22 protein-coding genes and 1 tRNA gene are annotated in these 18,810 nt (G+C 43.5%); 8 read left to right on the top strand and 15 right to left on the bottom strand.

The window, feature by feature from the left end:
- Positions 1-139: 139 nt before the first annotated feature.
- The 6 genes from nth to dusB form a co-directional block, all read right to left on the bottom strand.
- Complete coding sequence (gene nth / locus METHO_RS11720; RefSeq protein ID WP_015325749.1) at positions 140-793, bottom strand: endonuclease III; 654 nt, start codon at positions 791-793, stop codon at positions 140-142.
- 93 nt (positions 794-886) lie between these two features.
- Entirely contained in the window at positions 887-1,759 is an 873-nt protein-coding gene (porB, locus tag METHO_RS11715; RefSeq protein WP_015325748.1) for a pyruvate synthase subunit PorB, read from the bottom strand.
- A complete protein-coding gene (porA, locus tag METHO_RS11710; protein WP_015325747.1) occupies positions 1,756-2,970 on the bottom strand; it encodes a pyruvate synthase subunit PorA in 1,215 nt (404 codons plus the stop codon). Before porA ends, porB begins: the two co-directional genes overlap by 4 nt.
- On the bottom strand, positions 2,970-3,230 hold the full coding sequence (gene porD / locus METHO_RS11705) for a pyruvate synthase subunit PorD (protein WP_015325746.1): 261 nt from the start codon (positions 3,228-3,230) through the stop codon (positions 2,970-2,972). The genes porA and porD overlap by 1 nt, the downstream gene beginning before the upstream one ends.
- Complete coding sequence (locus tag METHO_RS11700) at positions 3,227-3,775, bottom strand: pyruvate ferredoxin oxidoreductase subunit gamma (RefSeq protein ID WP_015325745.1); 549 nt, start codon at positions 3,773-3,775, stop codon at positions 3,227-3,229. Before METHO_RS11700 ends, porD begins: the two co-directional genes overlap by 4 nt.
- A 205-nt stretch (positions 3,776-3,980) precedes the next feature.
- The gene (gene dusB, locus METHO_RS11695; protein WP_015325744.1) at positions 3,981-4,970 is read right to left on the bottom strand and encodes a tRNA dihydrouridine synthase DusB; all 990 of its coding nucleotides are present in this window, start codon (positions 4,968-4,970) and stop codon (positions 3,981-3,983) included.
- Positions 4,971-5,307: 337 nt separating this feature from the next.
- On the opposite strand from dusB, the gene METHO_RS11690 reads away from it, so the two are divergent.
- From METHO_RS11690 to METHO_RS11680, 3 genes are read left to right on the top strand one after another with little or no spacing between them, the layout of a single operon-like run.
- Positions 5,308-5,850: an AAA family ATPase gene (locus METHO_RS11690; protein ID WP_015325743.1), complete on the top strand. Its 543-nt coding sequence runs from the start codon at positions 5,308-5,310 to the stop codon at positions 5,848-5,850.
- Positions 5,847-6,305: an RNA-binding domain-containing protein gene (locus tag METHO_RS11685; RefSeq protein ID WP_015325742.1), complete on the top strand. Its 459-nt coding sequence runs from the start codon at positions 5,847-5,849 to the stop codon at positions 6,303-6,305. The genes METHO_RS11690 and METHO_RS11685 overlap by 4 nt, the downstream gene beginning before the upstream one ends.
- The gene (locus METHO_RS11680) at positions 6,302-7,075 is read left to right on the top strand and encodes a sugar phosphate isomerase/epimerase family protein (RefSeq protein ID WP_015325741.1); all 774 of its coding nucleotides are present in this window, start codon (positions 6,302-6,304) and stop codon (positions 7,073-7,075) included. The genes METHO_RS11685 and METHO_RS11680 overlap by 4 nt, the downstream gene beginning before the upstream one ends.
- 22 nt (positions 7,076-7,097) lie before the next feature.
- Here the strand turns inward: METHO_RS11680 and METHO_RS11675 are convergent, their stop codons facing one another.
- The 4 genes from METHO_RS11675 to METHO_RS11660 all read right to left on the bottom strand — a co-directional run bounded on the left by METHO_RS11675 (position 7,098) and on the right by METHO_RS11660 (position 10,677).
- Positions 7,098-7,268 (bottom strand): ribbon-helix-helix domain-containing protein, encoded by a 171-nt coding sequence (locus METHO_RS11675; protein WP_015325740.1) that lies wholly within the window; start codon positions 7,266-7,268, stop codon positions 7,098-7,100.
- A 110-nt stretch (positions 7,269-7,378) separates the two neighbouring features.
- Positions 7,379-7,455, bottom strand: a tRNA-Lys gene (locus tag METHO_RS11670).
- A 125-nt stretch (positions 7,456-7,580) separates the two neighbouring features.
- The gene (locus METHO_RS11665; RefSeq protein WP_015325739.1) at positions 7,581-9,401 is read right to left on the bottom strand and encodes an ATP-binding protein; all 1,821 of its coding nucleotides are present in this window, start codon (positions 9,399-9,401) and stop codon (positions 7,581-7,583) included.
- Positions 9,394-10,677: a DNA double-strand break repair nuclease NurA gene (locus METHO_RS11660; protein ID WP_015325738.1), complete on the bottom strand. Its 1,284-nt coding sequence runs from the start codon at positions 10,675-10,677 to the stop codon at positions 9,394-9,396. Before METHO_RS11660 ends, METHO_RS11665 begins: the two co-directional genes overlap by 8 nt.
- Positions 10,678-10,940: 263 nt before the next feature.
- Here METHO_RS11660 and METHO_RS11655 point away from each other — a divergent pair, with 263 nt between their 5' ends.
- The 3 genes from METHO_RS11655 (at position 10,941) to METHO_RS11645 (ending at position 14,380) form a co-directional block, all read left to right on the top strand.
- On the top strand, positions 10,941-12,857 hold the full coding sequence (locus METHO_RS11655) for a sodium:solute symporter family protein (RefSeq protein ID WP_015325737.1): 1,917 nt from the start codon (positions 10,941-10,943) through the stop codon (positions 12,855-12,857).
- A gap of 165 nt (positions 12,858-13,022) precedes the next feature.
- The gene (locus tag METHO_RS11650) at positions 13,023-13,268 is read left to right on the top strand and encodes a hypothetical protein (protein ID WP_015325736.1); all 246 of its coding nucleotides are present in this window, start codon (positions 13,023-13,025) and stop codon (positions 13,266-13,268) included.
- Between the two features lie 83 nt (positions 13,269-13,351).
- Positions 13,352-14,380 (top strand): methionine synthase, encoded by a 1,029-nt coding sequence (locus METHO_RS11645; RefSeq protein ID WP_015325735.1) that lies wholly within the window; start codon positions 13,352-13,354, stop codon positions 14,378-14,380.
- A gap of 8 nt (positions 14,381-14,388) precedes the next feature.
- Here the strand turns inward: METHO_RS11645 and METHO_RS14335 are convergent, their stop codons facing one another.
- Positions 14,389-14,520 carry a hypothetical protein gene (locus METHO_RS14335; protein ID WP_281162785.1) on the bottom strand — a complete coding sequence of 44 codons (132 nt, stop codon included), beginning with the start codon at positions 14,518-14,520 and terminating at the stop codon, positions 14,389-14,391.
- A gap of 16 nt (positions 14,521-14,536) precedes the next feature.
- Between METHO_RS14335 and METHO_RS13440 the strand changes: the two genes are divergently transcribed.
- Both METHO_RS13440 and METHO_RS13920 read left to right on the top strand, forming a co-directional pair.
- Positions 14,537-14,758, top strand: a complete 222-nt coding sequence (locus METHO_RS13440; RefSeq protein WP_083885772.1) for a helix-turn-helix domain-containing protein — start codon at positions 14,537-14,539, stop codon at positions 14,756-14,758.
- Positions 14,698-14,862: a hypothetical protein gene (locus tag METHO_RS13920; protein ID WP_172635175.1), complete on the top strand. Its 165-nt coding sequence runs from the start codon at positions 14,698-14,700 to the stop codon at positions 14,860-14,862. Before METHO_RS13440 ends, METHO_RS13920 begins: the two co-directional genes overlap by 61 nt.
- Before the next feature lie 6 nt (positions 14,863-14,868).
- Here METHO_RS13920 and METHO_RS11640 read toward each other — a convergent pair whose 3' ends face one another.
- From METHO_RS11640 to METHO_RS11625, 4 genes are read right to left on the bottom strand one after another with little or no spacing between them, the layout of a single operon-like run.
- Positions 14,869-15,903, bottom strand: coding sequence for an EF-Tu/IF-2/RF-3 family GTPase (locus METHO_RS11640; RefSeq protein ID WP_015325733.1), 1,035 nt, complete (start codon positions 15,901-15,903; stop codon positions 14,869-14,871).
- A 54-nt stretch (positions 15,904-15,957) separates the two neighbouring features.
- On the bottom strand, positions 15,958-17,124 hold the full coding sequence (locus METHO_RS11635; RefSeq protein ID WP_015325732.1) for an RNA ligase: 1,167 nt from the start codon (positions 17,122-17,124) through the stop codon (positions 15,958-15,960).
- A gap of 2 nt (positions 17,125-17,126) precedes the next feature.
- Entirely contained in the window at positions 17,127-17,903 is a 777-nt protein-coding gene (locus METHO_RS11630) for a CBS domain-containing protein (RefSeq protein ID WP_015325731.1), read from the bottom strand.
- A gap of 35 nt (positions 17,904-17,938) precedes the next feature.
- A complete protein-coding gene (locus METHO_RS11625) occupies positions 17,939-18,787 on the bottom strand; it encodes a CBS domain-containing protein (protein WP_015325730.1) in 849 nt (282 codons plus the stop codon).
- Positions 18,788-18,810: the final 23 nt, after the last annotated feature.

The following is an 18,810-nucleotide window of genomic DNA, read 5'->3' as shown; positions in this document are numbered from 1 at the left end:
TATCTATAATGAAAATCTATTAGAGATAAAAATGGAAGATATGAGATGCTTCCTGAGATTAGGGTTTGTTTGAAACATCAAACTTACATAACATTCCAGATAAACATGAAAGAAGTAAAATAGGTTTGTTTTTATTCTATTATGCTCTGCTCGATGGACACAACTCCTTTACAACACATTCCACACATTTCGGATTGCGCGCCATACATACATTGCGCCCGTGCAGGATGAGAGTCATCGAAAGTGTTTCCAGATCCTCTCTTTTTGCGATCCTCATGAGGTCCTTCTCTATCTTTTCCGGGTCTTCGTGTTGGGTGAAGCCGAGACGATTTGATAATCTTTTCACATGGGTGTCCACTGCAATACCCTCTATTTTCCCAAAGGCTCTGGACAGAACTATATTTGCAGTTTTCCTGCCGACACCGGGAAGCTGCAGTAAGTCTTCCATGGTGTCGGGTACCTTGCCTCCAAAATCTGTAAGCATGATCCGAGCGCTTTCGATGATGTGTTTCGCTTTCTGGTGATAGAAGCCCGTGGAATATATTTCCTTTCCAAATGCTGATACATCGGCAGCGGCATAATCTTCCAGAGTGCGATATCTCTTGAACAGGGATTGGGTGACCTGGTTCACCTGGCGGTCCGTGCACTGGGCTGAGAGAATGGTAGCCACCAGAAGTTCCAGAGGAGAACTAAAATACAGGGCGGGGGCAGCATCAGGATACACCTCCCGCAGAAGTGAGAAGATACCTTCAAAGTTGTCGGTGTTGTCAGGGATATTTTCCTCAGCATGCATGCAGGTAGATAGTAACTGATAGTTCTTATCACTTTTTTAGAAAAGAAAAAATCAAGAGGAAAAAAACACAAAAAAAATAATGTCTACAGGCCTTTAAAGCCCGTAGTGCTCGATGTTCTTGTCAGCGATGGCTTGTATCTTGGCTATCTCTTCAGCACCGCCTTCCTTGTTGAACAGGTGCTTGAAGCGGCTCTGCATCTTGAGATAATCCTCAACCGGTGATGGTGTACCTATCTTTCTGACCTTTGTGATCTCCCCATTTTCCATTTCGAACAGGGGCCACAGACCGGTCTTTACAGCCATCCGGGCAACTTCCACTGTCTTGGAAGTATCGAATCCCCAGCCCGTTGTACAGGGGGCGTGGCAGTGTATATATGTGGGACCCGGTGTTTCAGTGGCTTTCTTCACCTTTGCTATCATGTCCTTGCCATATGCAAGGGATGTGGTGGCCACATACGGGGAACCGTGTGCTGCGATGATGGCAGGCATGTTCTTTTTAGGCCGCTGGTTGCCAAAAGAAACCTTTCCGGCAGGACTTGTAGTAGTTGAAGCATTAAACGGGGTTCCACTACTTCTCTGCACTCCGGTGTTCATGTAAGCTTCATTGTCTATACAGACATAGGTGAAGTCGTGCCCTCTTTCAAAAGCTCCGGAAATAGCCTGCAGACCAATATCCATAGTTGCACCGTCACCACCAATGGCAACAATCCTGGTGTTACCCTTCTTTCCCAGAGCTTTCAGTGCTGCCTCAATACCAGATGCCACTGCAGCGGCATTTTCAAATAGCGAGTGTATCCAGGGCACATTCCATGAAGTTTCAGGGAAAGGAGTTGTCATGACTTCAAGACAGCCGGTAGGACTGACTACTATACAATCCTCGCCTGCCCCCATAAGGGTAAACTTTGTCGCCATTGCATCACAGCAGCCTGCACATCCCCTATGTCCTGAGACTAAAAGGTGTTTCATAGTAGTTCCTCCCTCACATCAGTGAACTGGCTTTCGAGCTTAATACCAGTCTTCATTACTTCCTGAGCCTCAGATATGATATTCTCTATAGTGCTCATGCGTATGTCACGGCCTCCATGGCCTATCATGTAACCCACGACAGGTACACGGTTCTTGGTGTTGTACAGGCAGGATTTGGTTTCTGTGAACAGAGCACCTTCGTTAAGTCCCAGTGAGATGTTCTTATCTAGGACAGCAACGACCTTTGCATCCTTGATTGCTTCCCTGATCGCCTCTGCCGGGAATGGCCTGAAAGACCTGACCTTCAGCAAACCTACCTTCACACCCTTCTGTCTCAGCTTATCAATGGTATCCTTAATGGTACCCACGATGGAACCCATTGCCATGAGAATTATATCAGCATCCTCAGTTTGGTATTCATCAATGAGTCCGCCATAGTATCTGCCGAACACATCATAAAACTCATTTGCCGCATCCTCTATCTTCTTCAGAGCATTTTCCATAGCCTTCTGTTGGAGATATCTGAACTCAGTATAGCAATTCGGATCAGCCAGAGTACCAAAGCTCATGGGTTTCTTTGGGTCCAGTGTGTTAAGAGGTTCATATGTTGGTAAATATTCATCAGTAAGTTCCTGTTCCAGCAATATCACAGGCTCGTATACATGGGACAGGATGAAACCATCCATACACGCCATAACAGGCATAAGCACTTCCTTGTCCTCTGCAATTTTGAATGCCTGTGCGGTCATATCAGCTGCTTCCTGCAGATCCTCTGCGTACAATTGTATCCAGCCGGTATCTCTCTGAGATATTGCGTCCTGATGATCGTTCCAGATGTTGATGGGTGCGCTCACAGCTCTGTTCACTACGGTCATGACTATGGGTAGTCTCATACCAGACACGTTGAACAGCACTTCATGCATCAACTCAAGACCCTGGGACGTTGTGGCAGAGTAGCACCTTGCTCCCACGGCTGAGGAGCCCACAAGTGCAGAAAGCGCTGAGAACTCGGACTCCACATTTATGTACTCACAGTTTTGGATCTCTCCGTCAGCCATGAACTTAGATAATCCTTCCACAATATGGGTTTGCGGAGTTATCGGGTAAGCAGATATAACATTGGGCCTGCATATTTTTACAGCATGTGCCACAGCATAAGACCCCTCTACGACGACCATTTTTTCCTTTTCAAGTTTTCCTTTGGTTGTCATTACTTCTCCTCCAGTACCATGGTTATAGCCGTCTTAGGACATTCGTTGGCGCATACACCGCATCCTTTGCAATAATCATAGTCGAACTGGAAATATCCGTCCTCTCGGGGCAACACGGCCATGTCCGGGCACAACAGCTCGCACAGCTTGCATTTGATACATTTGTCATAGTCGTACACAGGCTTGAAAGTTCTCCAGCCACCAGTCTTGTTGGCCAATGTGGTGGCGGGTTCACAGACTCCTCCGATAGTTATCTTCATACATTGGCCTCCTTCATCATGTCGTATGCCTGTTGGATGGCTTCAGCATTTCTCTCTCCTACTTTGCCCGGGAATCTCTCTTTAACCGCTTCCTTGATAGACTCAGGCCTTATATTACCGGTAGCCCCCGCAAAGGCTCCGAGTAGCACTGTATTGACTATTGGTCTGCCAATGATCTCAAGTGCGATCTTTGTGGCATTAACGGTTACAACTTTGGCCTTAGTGTTGAGTTTGAAAGTCGAGGGGTCAAATTCACTGTTTATGATAATTATTCCATCTTCCTTCAGGCCACTTGCAACATCTACTACCTCTATAAGGGTAGGGTCCTGCACGATGACGTAGTCAGGTTCGTATACCTGGCTTCTGAGTCTTATAGGCGTGTCATCCATTCTTGTGAACGCCTGTACAGGTGCTCCTCTTCTTTCCACTCCAAAAGCTGGGAACGCCTGGCTGAATTTCCCATCAGCAAAAGCTGCAACGGCTAAAAGCTCGGCAGCAGTGACCGAACCCTGGCCTCCCCGGCCGTGTATTCGTATCTCTTTCATCTGGATTCTCCACAATATTAGAACAATATACTATCGGCACAACTTTGTTTCTTGCTGTTTGTTTTTTGAATATCCTGGCCGAATAATGGATAGTTATAACCTGCATTTATTCACAATTGCGTATAAATGCAATGTTTAATTGTGTAGGATATGAACCGTCTGATAGTTATAAAGCCTTTCGGTTTGAACCGAATAAAAAACTGTATCATTTACCATGGAAATCATTATTTGTAGCCTTGCTTGGCAATTGTGCACACAGGCTTTCCATAAGCCGGATTATCGATTTTTTTTCCCGTGTGCCGGAGATGCCCTGACGCACATGCCGCCCACCTTTTATTCCCCGTGTGAACCATCGGGCATGCATTCTTATATCTACATATTCTTCAAGGCCATACAACTCCAGCAATCTCACGTACTCTTTGAAATCCGCAAGTCTCTGAGTACATTCATCAGTAGGTAGTTGTTCTCCGGTACGCAGAAAGTGAGAGATCTCCGTAAAAATATGTGGATTGCCCATGGAAGCTCTACCTACCATCAAGGCATCACATCCTGTATATTCAAGGACATGCTTTGCAGAATGCCCATTAGAGATATCACCATTTGCGATCACAGGAATTGAAAGCTCGTTTTTGATTTTCCTGGCATATTCGTGCTCAGCTTTTCCCGCATATTGCTGAGCTTGTGTTCTTCCATGAACAGTGATGGCACCAGCTCCGGCTTCTTCTATCACCCTGGCAATATCAAGCGTTTTTTCCATGTCATGCAGCACTCTTATTTTAGCTGTTACAGGCGCGTCTACTTTTCCAGATACAGCAGATACTATCTCTCGTATCTTTTCAGGAAAATCCAGTAGTGCTGAACCAGATCCATCTTTTACAAGCACCTTAGCAGGGCATCCAAAATTTAGGTCGATAATATCAGGACAAAATCTTTCCTCTATAATACTTGATGCATTGACAATCGTAGCCGCAGAGTTCCCAAAGAGCTGAATTGCAAAAGGTTTCTCTTCCTCTGAACTAAGACCACGGTTTGCTGTTCTTATGTTGCCGTGAAGTACAGCATCGGCACTGATCATCTCAGAGTATGTCAGTGCAGCACCGTGCTTTTTACAGAGCATCCTAAAAGCTGGGTTGGTTACATCTGCCATTGGTGCCAGGAACAAATGCCCATTTATCTTTACATTTCCTATCTTCATTTTACAGGCTGCTCCGAAAAAGAGTCTTTTAATCCGCTATGCCTGGTATAATATAAAAAAGAATGTTCAGAGAAAGAAAAATGCAAAACATATTTACTCTCTCAACAGGTGATAAGTCTCCCTCATAGCCTTTTTTCAAATATCTAAAAGTATTGGATTTTATCGGTGGCATAACCGCAGATAGCTTGATACATCTCTGCATGCAAAATGTATCGTTACAGACGATTACATATCGGTAATCTCCCAAAGACATTTTATTTAGAATGTATATTATTTATAACATCAATGAAGTGTGATTCACATTTCATAAAGGTCAATAAACAACAGCAGGTTAGGTATGACGAAAATCTTAGCTTTTGTAGGGATGCCGGCTTCGGGCAAATCAGTGGCAGCATCGATCCTGGGAGAATCAGGTATCAAGGTCGTCAATATGGGTGATGTGATACGTGAAGAGGTTGTACTCAGAGGGCTTGAGCCTACGGATATAAATGTAGGTGGTGTCGGGACAGATTTACGTAACAAAGAGGGTAAAGATACTGTGGCTAAACGCTGTATACCAAATATAAGGTCTGTAGACTCTGATTTCCTTGTTATTGATGGTGTGCGTAGCCTTGCAGAGGTCAATTGTTTCAAGCAAGTATTTGGTTCAGATTTTACTTTAGTTGCCATAGATGCTCCACTTGAAATAAGGTTTTCAAGGGTTAAAGTCAGGAACAGAAGTGATGACATGAAAGACATCGATGAGTTGCGAGTCAGGGATCACCGTGAGCTGGGCTGGGGTATGGGTGAAGCTATAGCTGCTGCTGATCTTGTTATAGAGAATACAGGAACTCTCGATGGTTTCAGAAAAAAGGTTCTTAATATGGTGGGTCAGACATGATCGAGGTTAGAATTTCAGCCAGAGTGAACCCTACCGAAACTGAGGAAAAAGTCAGGACAGCGGTTCAAAGTATTTTTCCCACGGTGGATCTAATTTACAATGCAACAGATGATACAGGGCTTTATGGAAATGTGGAAGGAATTAGTGATCTTGGAGGCCTTCTTCATCTTCATCATCTGCTGCGTGAAGAAGAAATTATAGATACTGCGCGTACTCAGTTTGAGGTAGGTATGAGCAGGGATGCACCTTTCACATCTTTCAGGATCAGCAAATTTGTGGCCTTTGTAGGTCGCCTGAATTTTCCTGCGGGTGAAGAACCATTAGGCTCGATACATATAACAATGAGTGCAAATTCGTCTTTTGAGCTCCAAAGGCTTATAGAATGGCTTGCTCCCCCTACCGAAAAAGGCAAGATTCTTTTTGAAACAGATATAGAGGACGTGGAAATTACATGAAGTTAAAGAATCTTAGCTTTTCTTCCAGAGTGGAGACCGGCCACTCTTTCATATGGGTCTATCAGCTTGAGGACATGGGATATACCGGCTGGGAGATCGTGCAGGAGGGTCTACAGACACTGCACAACGGGAACCTGGCTAAGGTCCGGGAGGTCCGTGATACAACTGATCTGAAGATCACAATGCATCTGCCTTTTTCAGATATGAATCTTGCAGGTCTTAACGATGGGATACGTAATGAAGCATTAAGGCAGATGTACCGCTGCCTTGAGCTTGGAAATGAGATCGTGGAACTTGCAGTGGTGCATCCGGGTTATTTATCTCCTTATGGTTCACAGGTGCCTGAAAGGGCATGGCGTACCCATATAGAGTCCATCCGTCATGTATGCGATACAGCTGAAAAGTACGGTATTACGATAGCTGTGGAGAACATGCCGGAAATGCCCTCTATATTCGGCAAATATCCCGATGAGATGCTCAGGACCCTTGAAGAAGTGGACAGAGACAATCTGGGCATGACCCTGGATGTAGGCCATGCTAACACTGCAGGGGTTGTAGATGAGTTCCTGGAAAAGTGCAAAGAACATATCCTGCACATGCATATCCATGACAATCATGGAATATCAGATGAACACCTGCCTCTGGGGCGGGGAACCGTGCAGTGGAAAAAGGTAATGGAAAGCCTTAAGGGATACAATGGAAGGCTTGTAACTGAAATGGCAACACTTCAAGAAGGTGAAGAGTGTATTGCATATATTCAGAGCCTTTGAATGACAATACTCTTTATTTTTCTTATTCTTTAACCCTTCCATGTCTTTTGTCTATCTCATCCATCATGTCCAGCATCTTGCGGATAGCTGTCCTGATAGCGTCTGACTGGTTGACGAATTTCTTGTCGTCCCCTACATGCTTGTTCAGATCGTCAAGCAACTCCTGGGGGATCTCCACGCTTACTTTTGGCATTAGGCTCACCTTTTAAATGAAGAAAGTTCATAGGATTTATGTGTTTCAAAGTTGTCACTCAGAAGTCATAAAAAGTGAACAGAACAAGAAATATAAATAGTAAAAGAGATTGGCGAGCCGGAAGGGAGTTGAACCCCTGGCCTACGGATTAAGAGTCCGTCGCTCTGCCTGGCTAAGCTACCGGCCCATCTTATTTACTGAAGTGATGCCTCCATACGTATTTGCTCAATATATACGTTTCGGTATGAATCTCGTCTATAATATTGGTACAAAAACAATTGTTAGGCATGAGCCTTTCATATATTAATATATTTATATATGTTTTACCACGCAGCTTTGCAGACCCATGATCTCAACCATGTCGCTATTATCGGGACTGTGCACGATCATCTGTCCTTTCTTCAGATATGGAATACGCTTCTCATATTCTTTTTTGACCTTCAGTGCTCCGATGGCAGCATCATTTGTCAGGTTAAGGATGATGCGTGTGTTGATCTGTTTGAACACTGTATCATCAATGTCCTGAGGGTCCTGGGTTATGAGGCACAATCCTAATCCTTCTTTCCTGCCCTGGCGTGCAGCATCTGCAAATTTGGACACTATCCTCCTGCTGTGCTCGCCTGAAGTGCTGGCAAGATACCTATGGGCTTCGTCCAGTGCCAGGATAATAGGAGTCTCCTTAACGGCAGTTTCTCCAGGTGTGTTAAGTTTAGTACTTAACTTATTATCCACTATAATCGTCATCAAACTGAGAGTTATCAGATCCCTTATGCGCGTGTTACTAATGTATTCAGTGGGGAACACGCTCACCTGCCCGGGTCTTATAATCTCTTCCAGCATCTTGTCTATGGGTCTTGCAGGCTGGTCGAACACCCTTCTAAGAGCTTTATCCCTTACTCTGCGGGCTATACCATCATAGGAAGCCTCGTGTATCTTACCACTTTCTACATAATTCTCTCTTGTCAGATCGTCGCTTATATAGTCCAAAAAGCGGTCATAAGTGTGATCCCCAGCCATTTTGAAGAAATCTTCAAGAAGCAATTCCACTCCCTGATTTTGGAGTTCCGTCATACCCACAGGCGCCATGAGCCAGGAATTATTCCTTACCATCTCGAAAGGTATGGTAAATTCCAGTTGCTGTGCCCTAGAGCGGCCATTGTATGACTGTCCATCCACCCTGGCCACAAAGGTAAGTGTATTGGCACATCCTCCAAAGTCCACTTTCTCGGACCTGAAGCTGAACTCATCATCAGCTGTAAGTTCAGGATTATCCTCTAACATCTGGGAATACTCATCCTGCGGATCTAGCACAACAAGGCAGGGGTTTTTTCTGGCATTAGTACCCCTCACATTATAGCGGTTCTCCTGTGCCATGAGTTGTCTCAGGATATTCTTTGTAAGGAAAGTTTTACCTGTTCCGGTACTGCCACATACCAGCATGTGCCTGAACACCAGAGGATCGCCCATAGAATAATCGTTGCGCATGTAGTATGGTACAGTAGGAGGGACTGCATGGGTCTTAACCATTTCACCTCCCACGCTCAAATGCCCCAGGAAGATACCTTCTCTGGGAATGTTAAGTCCGGTCTGGATCTTCATTTTATCTTTAACAGGCATTATAGGTGTGTTGGGTCGCGGTATTCTATCGCTCATACGCCTGGCCAATGATCCGTTGCCTTTGGAATAAAGGATACAGATAGGATCAAGGTAAGCCAGGAACTTGTAATCTACTTCATCTGTGGTATTGGACCTTAACATCCTGCGAGAGTGTATCTCAGTAGCATCATCCACTGCAAACTCCTGTTTGTACTGCATTTTCCATATGCGTGCAAACAGGTCTTCTTCTCCGTAGGGTACGATCACATACGTTCCCAGCCGCACATCCCTTCTTTTCTCAGTGTTAATGTATCCTGTGATAGTTGCTCCAGATTCAGTTATTTCCAGGGGTTCTATGCCAGTGGTGATGATACCAAATGCTTCATCTGTATTGCTTTGTGTATCAGGGTGCCTTTCTGCAGGCACCTCATACTCTTCGAAGTTGAACTTCTCTTCAATAGTTGTTTCCTCGGTTCCCACAGCAATCCTGACGTCTTTGCTTGCTGCAGACACATAGGCAAGTATATCTTTATCCATCCTCGTCGTGTTCACCCCATCTGATCTCGTTATAGCTGGTATCCACCCGGGAGTACCTGAACCTGTCGATTATTTGTTTCCTTTCAGATACCTGTATCTTTGCAATGGAATCTGCCTTTTTCAGTGTGGCAGGTATCTCGTTTAATGCGACATCATGCAATACCTTCCTTGTAATGATATCCCTTATCTCTTCTTCCTTGGTAAGCCCGTATGGAGCTTCTATCTTAAAGAGCAGGTTCTTTGAAGGAACGTACACCACGAAAAATGTCAGTGAATAGTATTCATGTGGATACTTTGCCCTGAGCTTTTCCTTGACCAGAGGTGATGTGGTGCCGAGCATTCTTTCATAGAACTGATTGGGTTGCATGAACCAGTTAGTGTAAGTTATACAGCGATTGTGCGTGCTTTTTTCTTCTCCATGCCGTGATGAAGAAAGCAGATTTTTGAAGAACTGGGCATCCATCACCCAGGGCAGGTCTTTCATACCTTCTTTTCTCAGGGTCTGCATTATCTGCATATCCTCAGGGTTTTTAACAAAACCAATAAATGGACGTTTCCTGTCAATGTGATGGTCCACGATATCTATGTAGTTTTGCAGGATCTTCTCTGTATGAGGATCATAAAGCAATTGCACCTCCTCTGATCCAACCACCATCCAGTACATGAGGTGCTTGGGATAGATCGGTCCGTCCATAATGAAAAAGCTTCGGGGGTCAAGTTCATCTTTCAACCATAGAATGTGCTCGGATTCTGAAAGGTAAAGGGCTATATCATGAACTATCCTGTCTATCCTTTTGTTCAGCAGGTCTGGAGGGATGCGGATTATCTTGCAACGACTTGCTCCTCTGTCAACTGTTTCCCACTCATCTGTGGTATCTATATGCACGCTGTAACCACGTGAATAGGTGGCAGCAACTATAGTCCTTCTGTTGTGGAGTTCCAGGTCAGTAGGTGTGGATGCCATAGCGCAATGACAGAAATCCACATAAAGACCGTTATCAAATGATCTTGTGGTTGTACTACCGCTGTCACATGAATAGGTTACAGGGAAAGGATCCTGGCTCTGAGAAATCTTCTCTATGCTTACTCTACCTCTTTTGAGCCTTCCGATGGCCTTGAGCACTACTTGTCCATCGTGTTTCAACTCCTTGAGCCTTTCGAATATATCTTCTATGCTGCCAGTTTCATCTTTTTCCAGCTCATCCGGTTTGAGGCATCTGTCAATCCGATCTGCAAGTTCGGATATGGCTTTTATATGGACCGGTTCAAGGGTCATGCAGCATTATTGACACTGATGAGAGATATATATTGGGTCATGATAGTTCCAGAGCTTTATCTCTATATTACAAAATTTAAAAGACAGTGCCATGCTAAATCAACTAAACTTGATTTATTGCAAAGAGGATTTTTTTGAAAGATTTAAATACAACCCCAGAGAAGATGTCTACAATCAACTTATTACTCAATTAAAAAATCATTGTATTTTAGAAAAATCATTAAGGTAAATCAACTATAACAGATTAAGAAGAGGTAGTAATTATGAACTCATATGGTTTATTTATAGTATTGCTTGCAGCCTATATCCTAATATTAGTGTCTATAGGCTGGTATTTCAATAAGAGGCAGAAATCGGTCACTGATTTCTGGCTTGCAGGACGCAGAATCAATTTCGTGGCAATTGGCTGCTCAGCGGCAGCATCCTGGATGACCGCCGGCGGCATTCTCGCGGTTATTGGTCTTTACATGCTGTTGGGTATGGGTTCCATCTGGGGTTTTGTGGCACCTAACATCCTTGCCCTGTTATTGATAGCATTGTTAGTAGGTAAGATCAAGCATCTGCCGGCCATCACCCAACCAGAGCTGCTTGAGCAGAGGTACAGCAGTTCTATAAGAGGCCCTGTAGCTCTCATTATCGCTGTTGTTATGATACTTTTTGCAGTGGCAGATATCAAAGGTTTTGCCATGGTCCTTGAAATCTTCTTTGGGCTTCCTTCGGTATACGCAGTAGCTATCGTTGCATTGGCTGTTTCTGTATATGTGACACTTGGAGGGCTTTCTGCTGTTATATGGACCGATGTGATACAGTTCATTTTCCTTGCCGGTTTCGCTTTCGCCATGGTTGTTGCTATTACAGGTTCCGCTACTTCCGTTGATACATCCTCGGTCATGACCGTTTCAGAACTTCTCTCGGATGTACCGGAAGGATGGTGGAACCCGTTCAGCATTGGTATACTTGCAGTAATGATATTCATCTTTGCTATCATTCCTGGCTGGGTCACAGAACAGGATCCGTGGCAAAGGGTATGGGCTGCAAAGGATGAAAAGTCAGCAAGGAACGGTATGATCCTGGGTTCATTCTTTATCTTTCTCGTATTCGGTGTGGCCTGTACTATCATTGCTATTGGGCTAAACCATGTGTATCCCGATATTTCAGCATCATTTGCAGAGATAGGTATGGGTGCAATGGCCCAGGCAGAACCTGCACTGCTCGTTTACATCTTTGAACATTTCTCTCCTCTCCTTATAGGTCTGTCAGGTATAGGCCTGGCAGCGGCTGCAATGTCTTCAACAGATACTTTTGCGACTTCCGGAGGTTCCTGTCTATCCCGCGATATTTATCAGAGGTACATAAAGCCTGACGCTACTATGAAGGAGATGCTCGCTGTCAACAGGCTGAGCGTACTAATAATAGTCGCAGGTGCGACCATCGGCTCCTTCTACATTGATGGTATTCTTGCTGCCATTCACATCGCTACTTTTATCGCCAGTGCTGCCTACTTCTTCCCGCTAATGGGTGGTCTTTACTGGAAGAGAGCTACAAAAGAAGGTGCTCTTGCAGGCCTGATAGTGGGCTTTGTTGCACAGGTAGCCCTTACTATTGTTGATCTTGCTAATACTCCAGCCTTTGCTCCCGCATATCTGGATTCTATACACCCAGTGCTCTCTAATCATGGTGTCATAGCTGGTATGGCCCTCAGTGGCATAGCTTTCTTTGGTGTTTCATTGGCTACAAAACCATCGGAAACAGTTAATCTTGCTCCTTTCTTCAAAGAAGCTGCAAAAGATCTGGAGAAAAAGATCTTTGTGGATGAGGCAGATCCCCAGTACAAGAAGATGTTAAAGGTTATGACAGAAGAAATAACAGGAGATCGTGCTCATCTGTATCTTATTCTGGAAGCTTCTGCTACGGTCAACTGGAACAAATTTGTTAAGGATATCACGGGGAAATATCATGAATGGGTTACCCCTACAGGTGTTGATTCAGTATACAGGTTGACAAAATCTGATATGCTCGCATGCATTACTATTACTCGCGGGCAGACTGAGAAAGAGATCTGGTTTGAATCTGAACCTCGGGTTAAAGACATTGATTTGCATCGTAAGGAAATGTTTGTAGCATTTAATGAAGTTTCAGCGACATTAAAAGAAATGGGTGTATTGCTCACCCTTTCTTAATCTTTTTTGTTAAGTACCCATTTTTATATACCCCCTAAATTTATATTTAGATTTTTTAACTAATGAAGTACACACTGTAATGGTGATAGAGTGGAGGATCACATTAAGCACCCTATTTCCGAATTAGAGGTAGATGAAAAGAATAGGGACCATATAAGGAAGCTAATGAAAGATTTCGAAAAACTTTCTCCCTCGGAAAAGTTGAATGTCTTGCAATTACAGGACATTATGCTTGAGACTGTAACAAAGCATTATGAAAAATACGGTATATTCAGGCGTACCATACAAGTTGAAAGACCTTTAAGTGAGATAGTTGCTCACATGTCCAAGGTCTCCATTGATTACTCACAGAAATGTGTCGACTATTACGTTGAACACGTTGCAAAGAAGGGAAAATTGCGGCGGGACTAAATTCATTGCAGCTATTGTAAAACCCAGTATCTATACTTTTTTGTCCCAAAACCTATATTTCGTTGATGTTTCAATTCTAATGCATGAATAATCTGATCTTTGATGACATAGGTAGTTACCCTCTTCCTGAAAGTATGACCAAGGAATGGATGCAAAAGGCATTTTCAAAGCACTCAGACCGTGAAAAACTGTTCCAGTTAATTAATGATTCATTTCAGCAGAAGATAGATGCAGGAGTTGAGTCTCCCACATATCCCCAATATCAGGATATGAACGAACAGTTCCTTTCTATAATAAAGGATCCGGAAAATACAGAAGAGCCTTTTAAGGTCAAAGAGAATGCTGCCAGGATAGTAGAACTGGAAGCTATACAGCCAGCAGCTCAAATGTATATGCAATCTCATGGCGAGAAGCAAAATACCAGGGTATGCGTAACAGGTCCTCTGGAAATGTACTTAAAAGAGTTCGGGGGAACGGAATATACCGACATACTCTATCTTTTTGCAGAAAGTGTTGACCGTTTTCTGAAAAACTCCATAGAGAATTCAGGATATCTGAACGTAAGTGCGGTTTCCATAGATGAGCCAAGCATTGGTATAAATCCCCAGGTCATGTTCGATGATGATGAACTCATAGAAGCTCTTAGGATAGCCACTCGTTCAGCTCACCGTAAAGGTATTGATGTACAGATACATCTGCATTCGCCCCTGCACTATAAAATAGCCTGTGACACTTCCCAAATCAATGTTATAGGGGTCGAATCAGCAGGTAATCCTTCATATCTTGATCTCATTGATGCAAAAGTGCTAGATGAATCAGATTCTTTTCTGAGGGTGGGCATTGCAAGAACTGATATTTCAAATCTTGTTTCAGTACTCAATGACAAATATGGTACTAATGTCTGGAAGGACGCATCACGTCTTCAGGAGATAGTTACGGAACTTGAAACTCCGGATGTTATCAGTAAAAGGCTTGAAAAGGCCTATTCGATCTTTGGTGAAAGAATAAGGTATGTAGGTCCTGATTGTGGTCTGGGATCCTGGCCCTCTCAAAAGATCGCTTTCCAGCTATTGCAAAATGTAGCGACAGGAATACAGATCGCTAATATATAATGTGGATCTCAGAATAGCAGATATGACAGAAGATCTGCTGCCTGTCTGGCCACCGTTGGTGTGATGTTCGTCTCTATGTATGCAGCCAACAAGAGCAAGATCAGCATCAGGATTACGAAATAAGCAGCCAGAAAGCCCACGATCTTTGGTCGTGGAATGTTTCGTATCTATCCAACCAAATCTCAAATTCGACAGATACAGCGGAGCTTGGAATTATGTAGGCAAGTATATAATCGGACACTTGCTGAACGAAAGCAAGTTTATGAAGAAATTGGAAAAACATTATCTAAATATACACTAAACAATCTTCTACCACAGTGGAAAGCAGATCTTTCAAAAAGAGGGATCTTTTTCAGGCAGGTTCTCCGGTTCCTTTAGAAAGGCCGCAATTGACAGACCTGCCTGAGAATACTTCCCTTACAAAAGCAGTTGAAAGGCCTTCCATGCTGGACGGGTTTAAAAACCTCTCCCCTAAAAAATGATTCCGTTCAAAGGGAACCATACCCTATGAACCTTTGTTTTTCGTCCAGATCTGTGAGTATGAACCTATCCTGTTGTGAATACGAGATCTCCTTCATACCCGTCAGTTCAAGAACATATTCATCTCCAGCAGATGCTTTTTCTACTATATTCCCTTTTTTCTCTATGCTGCTTACACGCATAGGGGACGATTGCAGTCCAACGAATACATGCAACACACTTCCAGTATTGAAACCTTTTGAAAAAGGTGAGAGTCTGCATTTTATTTTCAAATTCTCACTGATAATTTCATCAAGGGAAAGAACATGACCTCTATCGATATCTTTTGACTGTATCCCTTTAAGAGCAAGGCCTACTCTAGCTCCGGATGGCGCAGTTCTAACATCCACATCATGCATTTGTATCGATCTAATCTCCAGCGGTTTACTGGTGGGATAAGCTGTCATTTTGTCTTTTGCATTGACAGTGCCCTGCATTACAACACCAAGTACAACACACCCGATTCCAGTGACATTGAATGTTTGGTCTATTATCACCCTTGTTGGCAAAGTGGCCTTTTTCTTATTCTCCTCATCGATAGTTTCACCCATAGTGAAGATCTTTTCCTTGAGCTCTTCCATACCTTCAAAGGTTTTAGTGGAAACTGTCATATACTCCCAATGCTCAAGCGCCGTACCTTTTGTGATGTTCTGCAACTTTGTCTTCAATTCATCTGTTGCCTGAGGGTAAGTGGTATCAGATTTTGTCAGCAGCACAAGGCCATGCTTGTATCCCATGCACTCCAGGCAGACAATACATTCCCCTGCATAGGCATCCAGACCTGTGGGAGGCACGCATAGGATGGCGATGTCGGAAAGAGTAAGCGAGGCTATCAATGGTTTAACAGAATCGGGGTATCCCGTGGGGTCTATGATAGTCATTATCTTATCGCCTTTGGCAAAATCATACATTGTGAAGTCCGATACGTTGCCTTTCTTTCCCATTTTTGCAGCAAGCGTTGTTTTTCCACTTTGCTGGCTACCTATTATAGTGATCTTTGTCATGTTTGCACCTGTCTTTATGAGCTTACGAATGCTATCATACAAATATATCTTTTTTCATGACCACAATTGACCTTCCCACATAGCCAATGTCTTATCACTAGTGCTCTTGTTGATCTTTATCATATGTACAACGTATTCCTTGCCCACGATCTTAGGTTCGCTGAACTTTATATCCATTCCAAGCCTTCTCATGTACTCCTCGAACTTTGATATGGTTGCCCTGTCTTTCACTCTTATAGTGAACTCTTCTGCAACCCTATCCCCATCCCTAACTTTTATTATGGATTCCTTCATAGGCCGCAGGATACTTTCACCCAGTCGGAGGCAACGTTTTTTGAATTCCTCCTCACTTTCTTCCCATTCCACTGACTGGAACCCCTCTCTTACTATTCTGGAGAATATGAAGTCTCTTCCACTTTCATTAAACACTTTCATTGAATGCTGCAGATCAGAACAATTACTTTGAGAAGCAGTGTATTTAATTGGTTGCAATACCATTTTAGGATCCTTGATCACAACGCCTTCATGGCCTCTTCTTCCGATATCCTTGATTATATGCTGGATCATATCAGAAGCTTCCTGGATATCGAATTCTCCGAAAAGTCTAACCTGTCGGAAGCCGTATTTTTCAGCAAGGCTCCTGCGTTCATATAACGGCAAGGGTAAACCCGTGTTCTTATGTCTTATATCAAAAATAAAGAATTCCAGAGATTCAATTCGATAAATTTCCTTGGGCACGTAAGGGTTATCAGGGCCTACCATTTCTCCGTATACCACAAGTTGGGGATTCTCAGTAAAAAAATTGTGATCCAACAAGCTATTAACCTTCTCTGATGAATAAGGACACACATGGCCACTGCGTGTAATTGCCACAAGTTTGCCGTCCAGCAAGATCACTCTTACATTATATCCATTCATTTTTTCTTCTACTGCCACCCTGGGTATCTCCCCGAAATTGCTTTTAATGGCAGGCCCAAGAAGCATTGCTCTTTTGATCTTTGGGAATCCTAAAATAAGACTGAATCCATTATCCTTTTGTACAAGGACACTTCCAATATCAATGTGCAAAGCCTTATGTTCAAAACGGAATAGGTGTTGGTACTCGTTCCAGTTAGGTACCAACACTCTTCTCTCCATCAATTCCTGCATCCTTTGCACAGAAATGCCCAGGAAAGATGCAGCATTTTCAACGTCCAGCTCCGTTTGCGGATAGTACTCCATGTTCACTGTGCCATTGAGTGTACCAAATTCCTTCTGGTTATTAATCCGACGAACTCGCCTTCAAGGTTCATCACTGGGAGACCACCAATGTTCTCTTCAAGCATCATCTTTGCCACATCTGAAAGAGGTGTGTTGGTATTAACTGTTTTTACACTTCTCTTCATGATATCTGCAACTATCAGGTTCTTTATCCTGGCTTCTTGCTGATTGCCCGAAACGATGTCCCTGAAAGCTCTCATAGCCTTTACCACATCTTTTTCGGTGACAATTCCTACCAGTTTACCATCCTCTATGATCGGAATCCTTCCTACGTTCTTGTCAAGCATCAGATGCCTGATATGGCTTACACGGTCACCAGGGCTTCCTATCAGAGGTTCTCTCTGCATGAACTCCGCGGCAAAGCCATTGAAGTTGTTAGTTTTCAGGAGTTCTGCAGGTGTCACCCAACCCATAACATTTTCATCCTTGCAGACAATGATAACTCCCTGGTTTTTATCAATGAGGGTGACAACATCCTTCACCTTTACATCCGGAAAAACCTTAACAAAATTATCGGAGATAGCTGTTGCCACGTGCAGTGAAGATGCAGGCATACTTCCCTTCTTTCTGGTACCGAGTTCTCTTGTGAGGTTTCTCATAGTAAGGATCCCAACTACCTTGTCTTCATTTTTCACAAGGATCCGACGCATTTCTTTCTTTTCCATAATGTCAAGTGCGTGGGAAAGTGTATCTGATTTACTGATAGTTGGTGGTTCTGTCATTATGTCCTTTACTTCCATCTTTTTCACCTTCGGTTTGATTAGCTTTTGTTCCTTCACTGCGCTATTCTTATCAAGTCCTTCCTCCGGATAACTCCAACGATCTGGCTATCCTTTTCTACAGGCAGAACTTTTGAGTTCTCCTCCACAATGAGCTTTGCAGCGTCAACTGCTGAATCATCCCATTTTACGATTGTACCGATATCTGACATGATATCTTCAGCAACCAGAGGTAACTCTTTTATGTATCTGTATGCCCTCTGCGCGCCGGATGTTGGGCGCCTACTCATTTTTACATTCTTTGTGGGGAGTTTTCCATCGGCATCAGGTACTATATTGAGGGCAACGTTATTTACGGATATCAGCCCTACTACCTTTTCAGCATCGTCGACAACTAGAACCTCTTCCACGTTATTTTTTTCCATCTCCTCAATTGCATGGTTAATGGTATGGTGTCTATGTATGCGAACAGGCTCATCAGATATGATCTCATGTACTTTCTTCTCGAATTTTTGTTCGTCCTGTTTTGAAACATATCTTACAATATCTGTACCTGTCACTATGCCTACAAGTCCCTTTTTCATCACTGCAAGGTAGTTAATGTTGTTCTCCAGCATCAGGTTTCCGGCCTGGGATATCGAAGCTTCCGGGTAGATAGTTATCGGGTCTTCTGTCATCACCATGCTAACAGGGATCTTATCTATAGGACGCCTTCTCCAGACAGGTTCTGTCTGGGCAAGTTTTCTGCTAAGGTCTGCTTGTGAGAGGATGCCCATCATTTTTTCATCATCCACTACAACAATAGTGCTTATTTTGTGCTTTAGCATCAGATTCCTTGCATGTGACACAGGCTCATCCGGTCCCATTATGAACACCGGAGAGCTCATTATATCTGAAACGTTCATTTACTTCCTCCAACAATCATTAT

Origin of the sequence: Methanomethylovorans hollandica DSM 15978, from assembly GCF_000328665.1 — an archaeon.
In the GTDB taxonomy this organism is placed as follows: Archaea; Halobacteriota; Methanosarcinia; order Methanosarcinales; family Methanosarcinaceae; genus Methanomethylovorans; species Methanomethylovorans hollandica.
Note: the sequence above shows the minus strand (reverse complement) of the source record. Positions and strands in the feature narration are given on the sequence as shown.

Bases quoted from the DNA above. Each gene is read 5' to 3' on its own strand.
- nth (WP_015325749.1), bottom strand. From the start codon at position 793: ATGCATGCTGAGGAAAATATCCCTGACAACACCGACAACTTTGAAGGT.
- porB (WP_015325748.1), bottom strand. From the start codon at position 1,759: ATGAAACACCTTTTAGTCTCAGGACATAGGGGATGTGCAGGCTGCTGT.
- porA (WP_015325747.1), bottom strand. From the start codon at position 2,970: ATGACAACCAAAGGAAAACTTGAAAAGGAAAAAATGGTCGTCGTAGAG.
- porD (WP_015325746.1), bottom strand. From the start codon at position 3,230: ATGAAGATAACTATCGGAGGAGTCTGTGAACCCGCCACCACATTGGCC.
- METHO_RS11700 (WP_015325745.1), bottom strand. From the start codon at position 3,775: ATGAAAGAGATACGAATACACGGCCGGGGAGGCCAGGGTTCGGTCACT.
- dusB (WP_015325744.1), bottom strand. From the start codon at position 4,970: ATGAAGATAGGAAATGTAAAGATAAATGGGCATTTGTTCCTGGCACCA.
- METHO_RS11690 (WP_015325743.1), top strand. From the start codon at position 5,308: ATGACGAAAATCTTAGCTTTTGTAGGGATGCCGGCTTCGGGCAAATCA.
- METHO_RS11685 (WP_015325742.1), top strand. From the start codon at position 5,847: ATGATCGAGGTTAGAATTTCAGCCAGAGTGAACCCTACCGAAACTGAG.
- METHO_RS11680 (WP_015325741.1), top strand. From the start codon at position 6,302: ATGAAGTTAAAGAATCTTAGCTTTTCTTCCAGAGTGGAGACCGGCCAC.
- METHO_RS11675 (WP_015325740.1), bottom strand. From the start codon at position 7,268: ATGCCAAAAGTAAGCGTGGAGATCCCCCAGGAGTTGCTTGACGATCTG.
- METHO_RS11665 (WP_015325739.1), bottom strand. From the start codon at position 9,401: ATGGATAAAGATATACTTGCCTATGTGTCTGCAGCAAGCAAAGACGTC.
- METHO_RS11660 (WP_015325738.1), bottom strand. From the start codon at position 10,677: ATGACCCTTGAACCGGTCCATATAAAAGCCATATCCGAACTTGCAGAT.
- METHO_RS11655 (WP_015325737.1), top strand. From the start codon at position 10,941: ATGAACTCATATGGTTTATTTATAGTATTGCTTGCAGCCTATATCCTA.
- METHO_RS11650 (WP_015325736.1), top strand. From the start codon at position 13,023: ATGAAAGATTTCGAAAAACTTTCTCCCTCGGAAAAGTTGAATGTCTTG.
- METHO_RS11645 (WP_015325735.1), top strand. From the start codon at position 13,352: ATGAATAATCTGATCTTTGATGACATAGGTAGTTACCCTCTTCCTGAA.
- METHO_RS13440 (WP_083885772.1), top strand. From the start codon at position 14,537: ATGTTTCGTATCTATCCAACCAAATCTCAAATTCGACAGATACAGCGG.
- METHO_RS11640 (WP_015325733.1), bottom strand. From the start codon at position 15,903: ATGACAAAGATCACTATAATAGGTAGCCAGCAAAGTGGAAAAACAACG.
- METHO_RS11635 (WP_015325732.1), bottom strand. From the start codon at position 17,124: ATGGAGTACTATCCGCAAACGGAGCTGGACGTTGAAAATGCTGCATCT.
- METHO_RS11630 (WP_015325731.1), bottom strand. From the start codon at position 17,903: ATGGAAGTAAAGGACATAATGACAGAACCACCAACTATCAGTAAATCA.
- METHO_RS11625 (WP_015325730.1), bottom strand. From the start codon at position 18,787: ATGAACGTTTCAGATATAATGAGCTCTCCGGTGTTCATAATGGGACCG.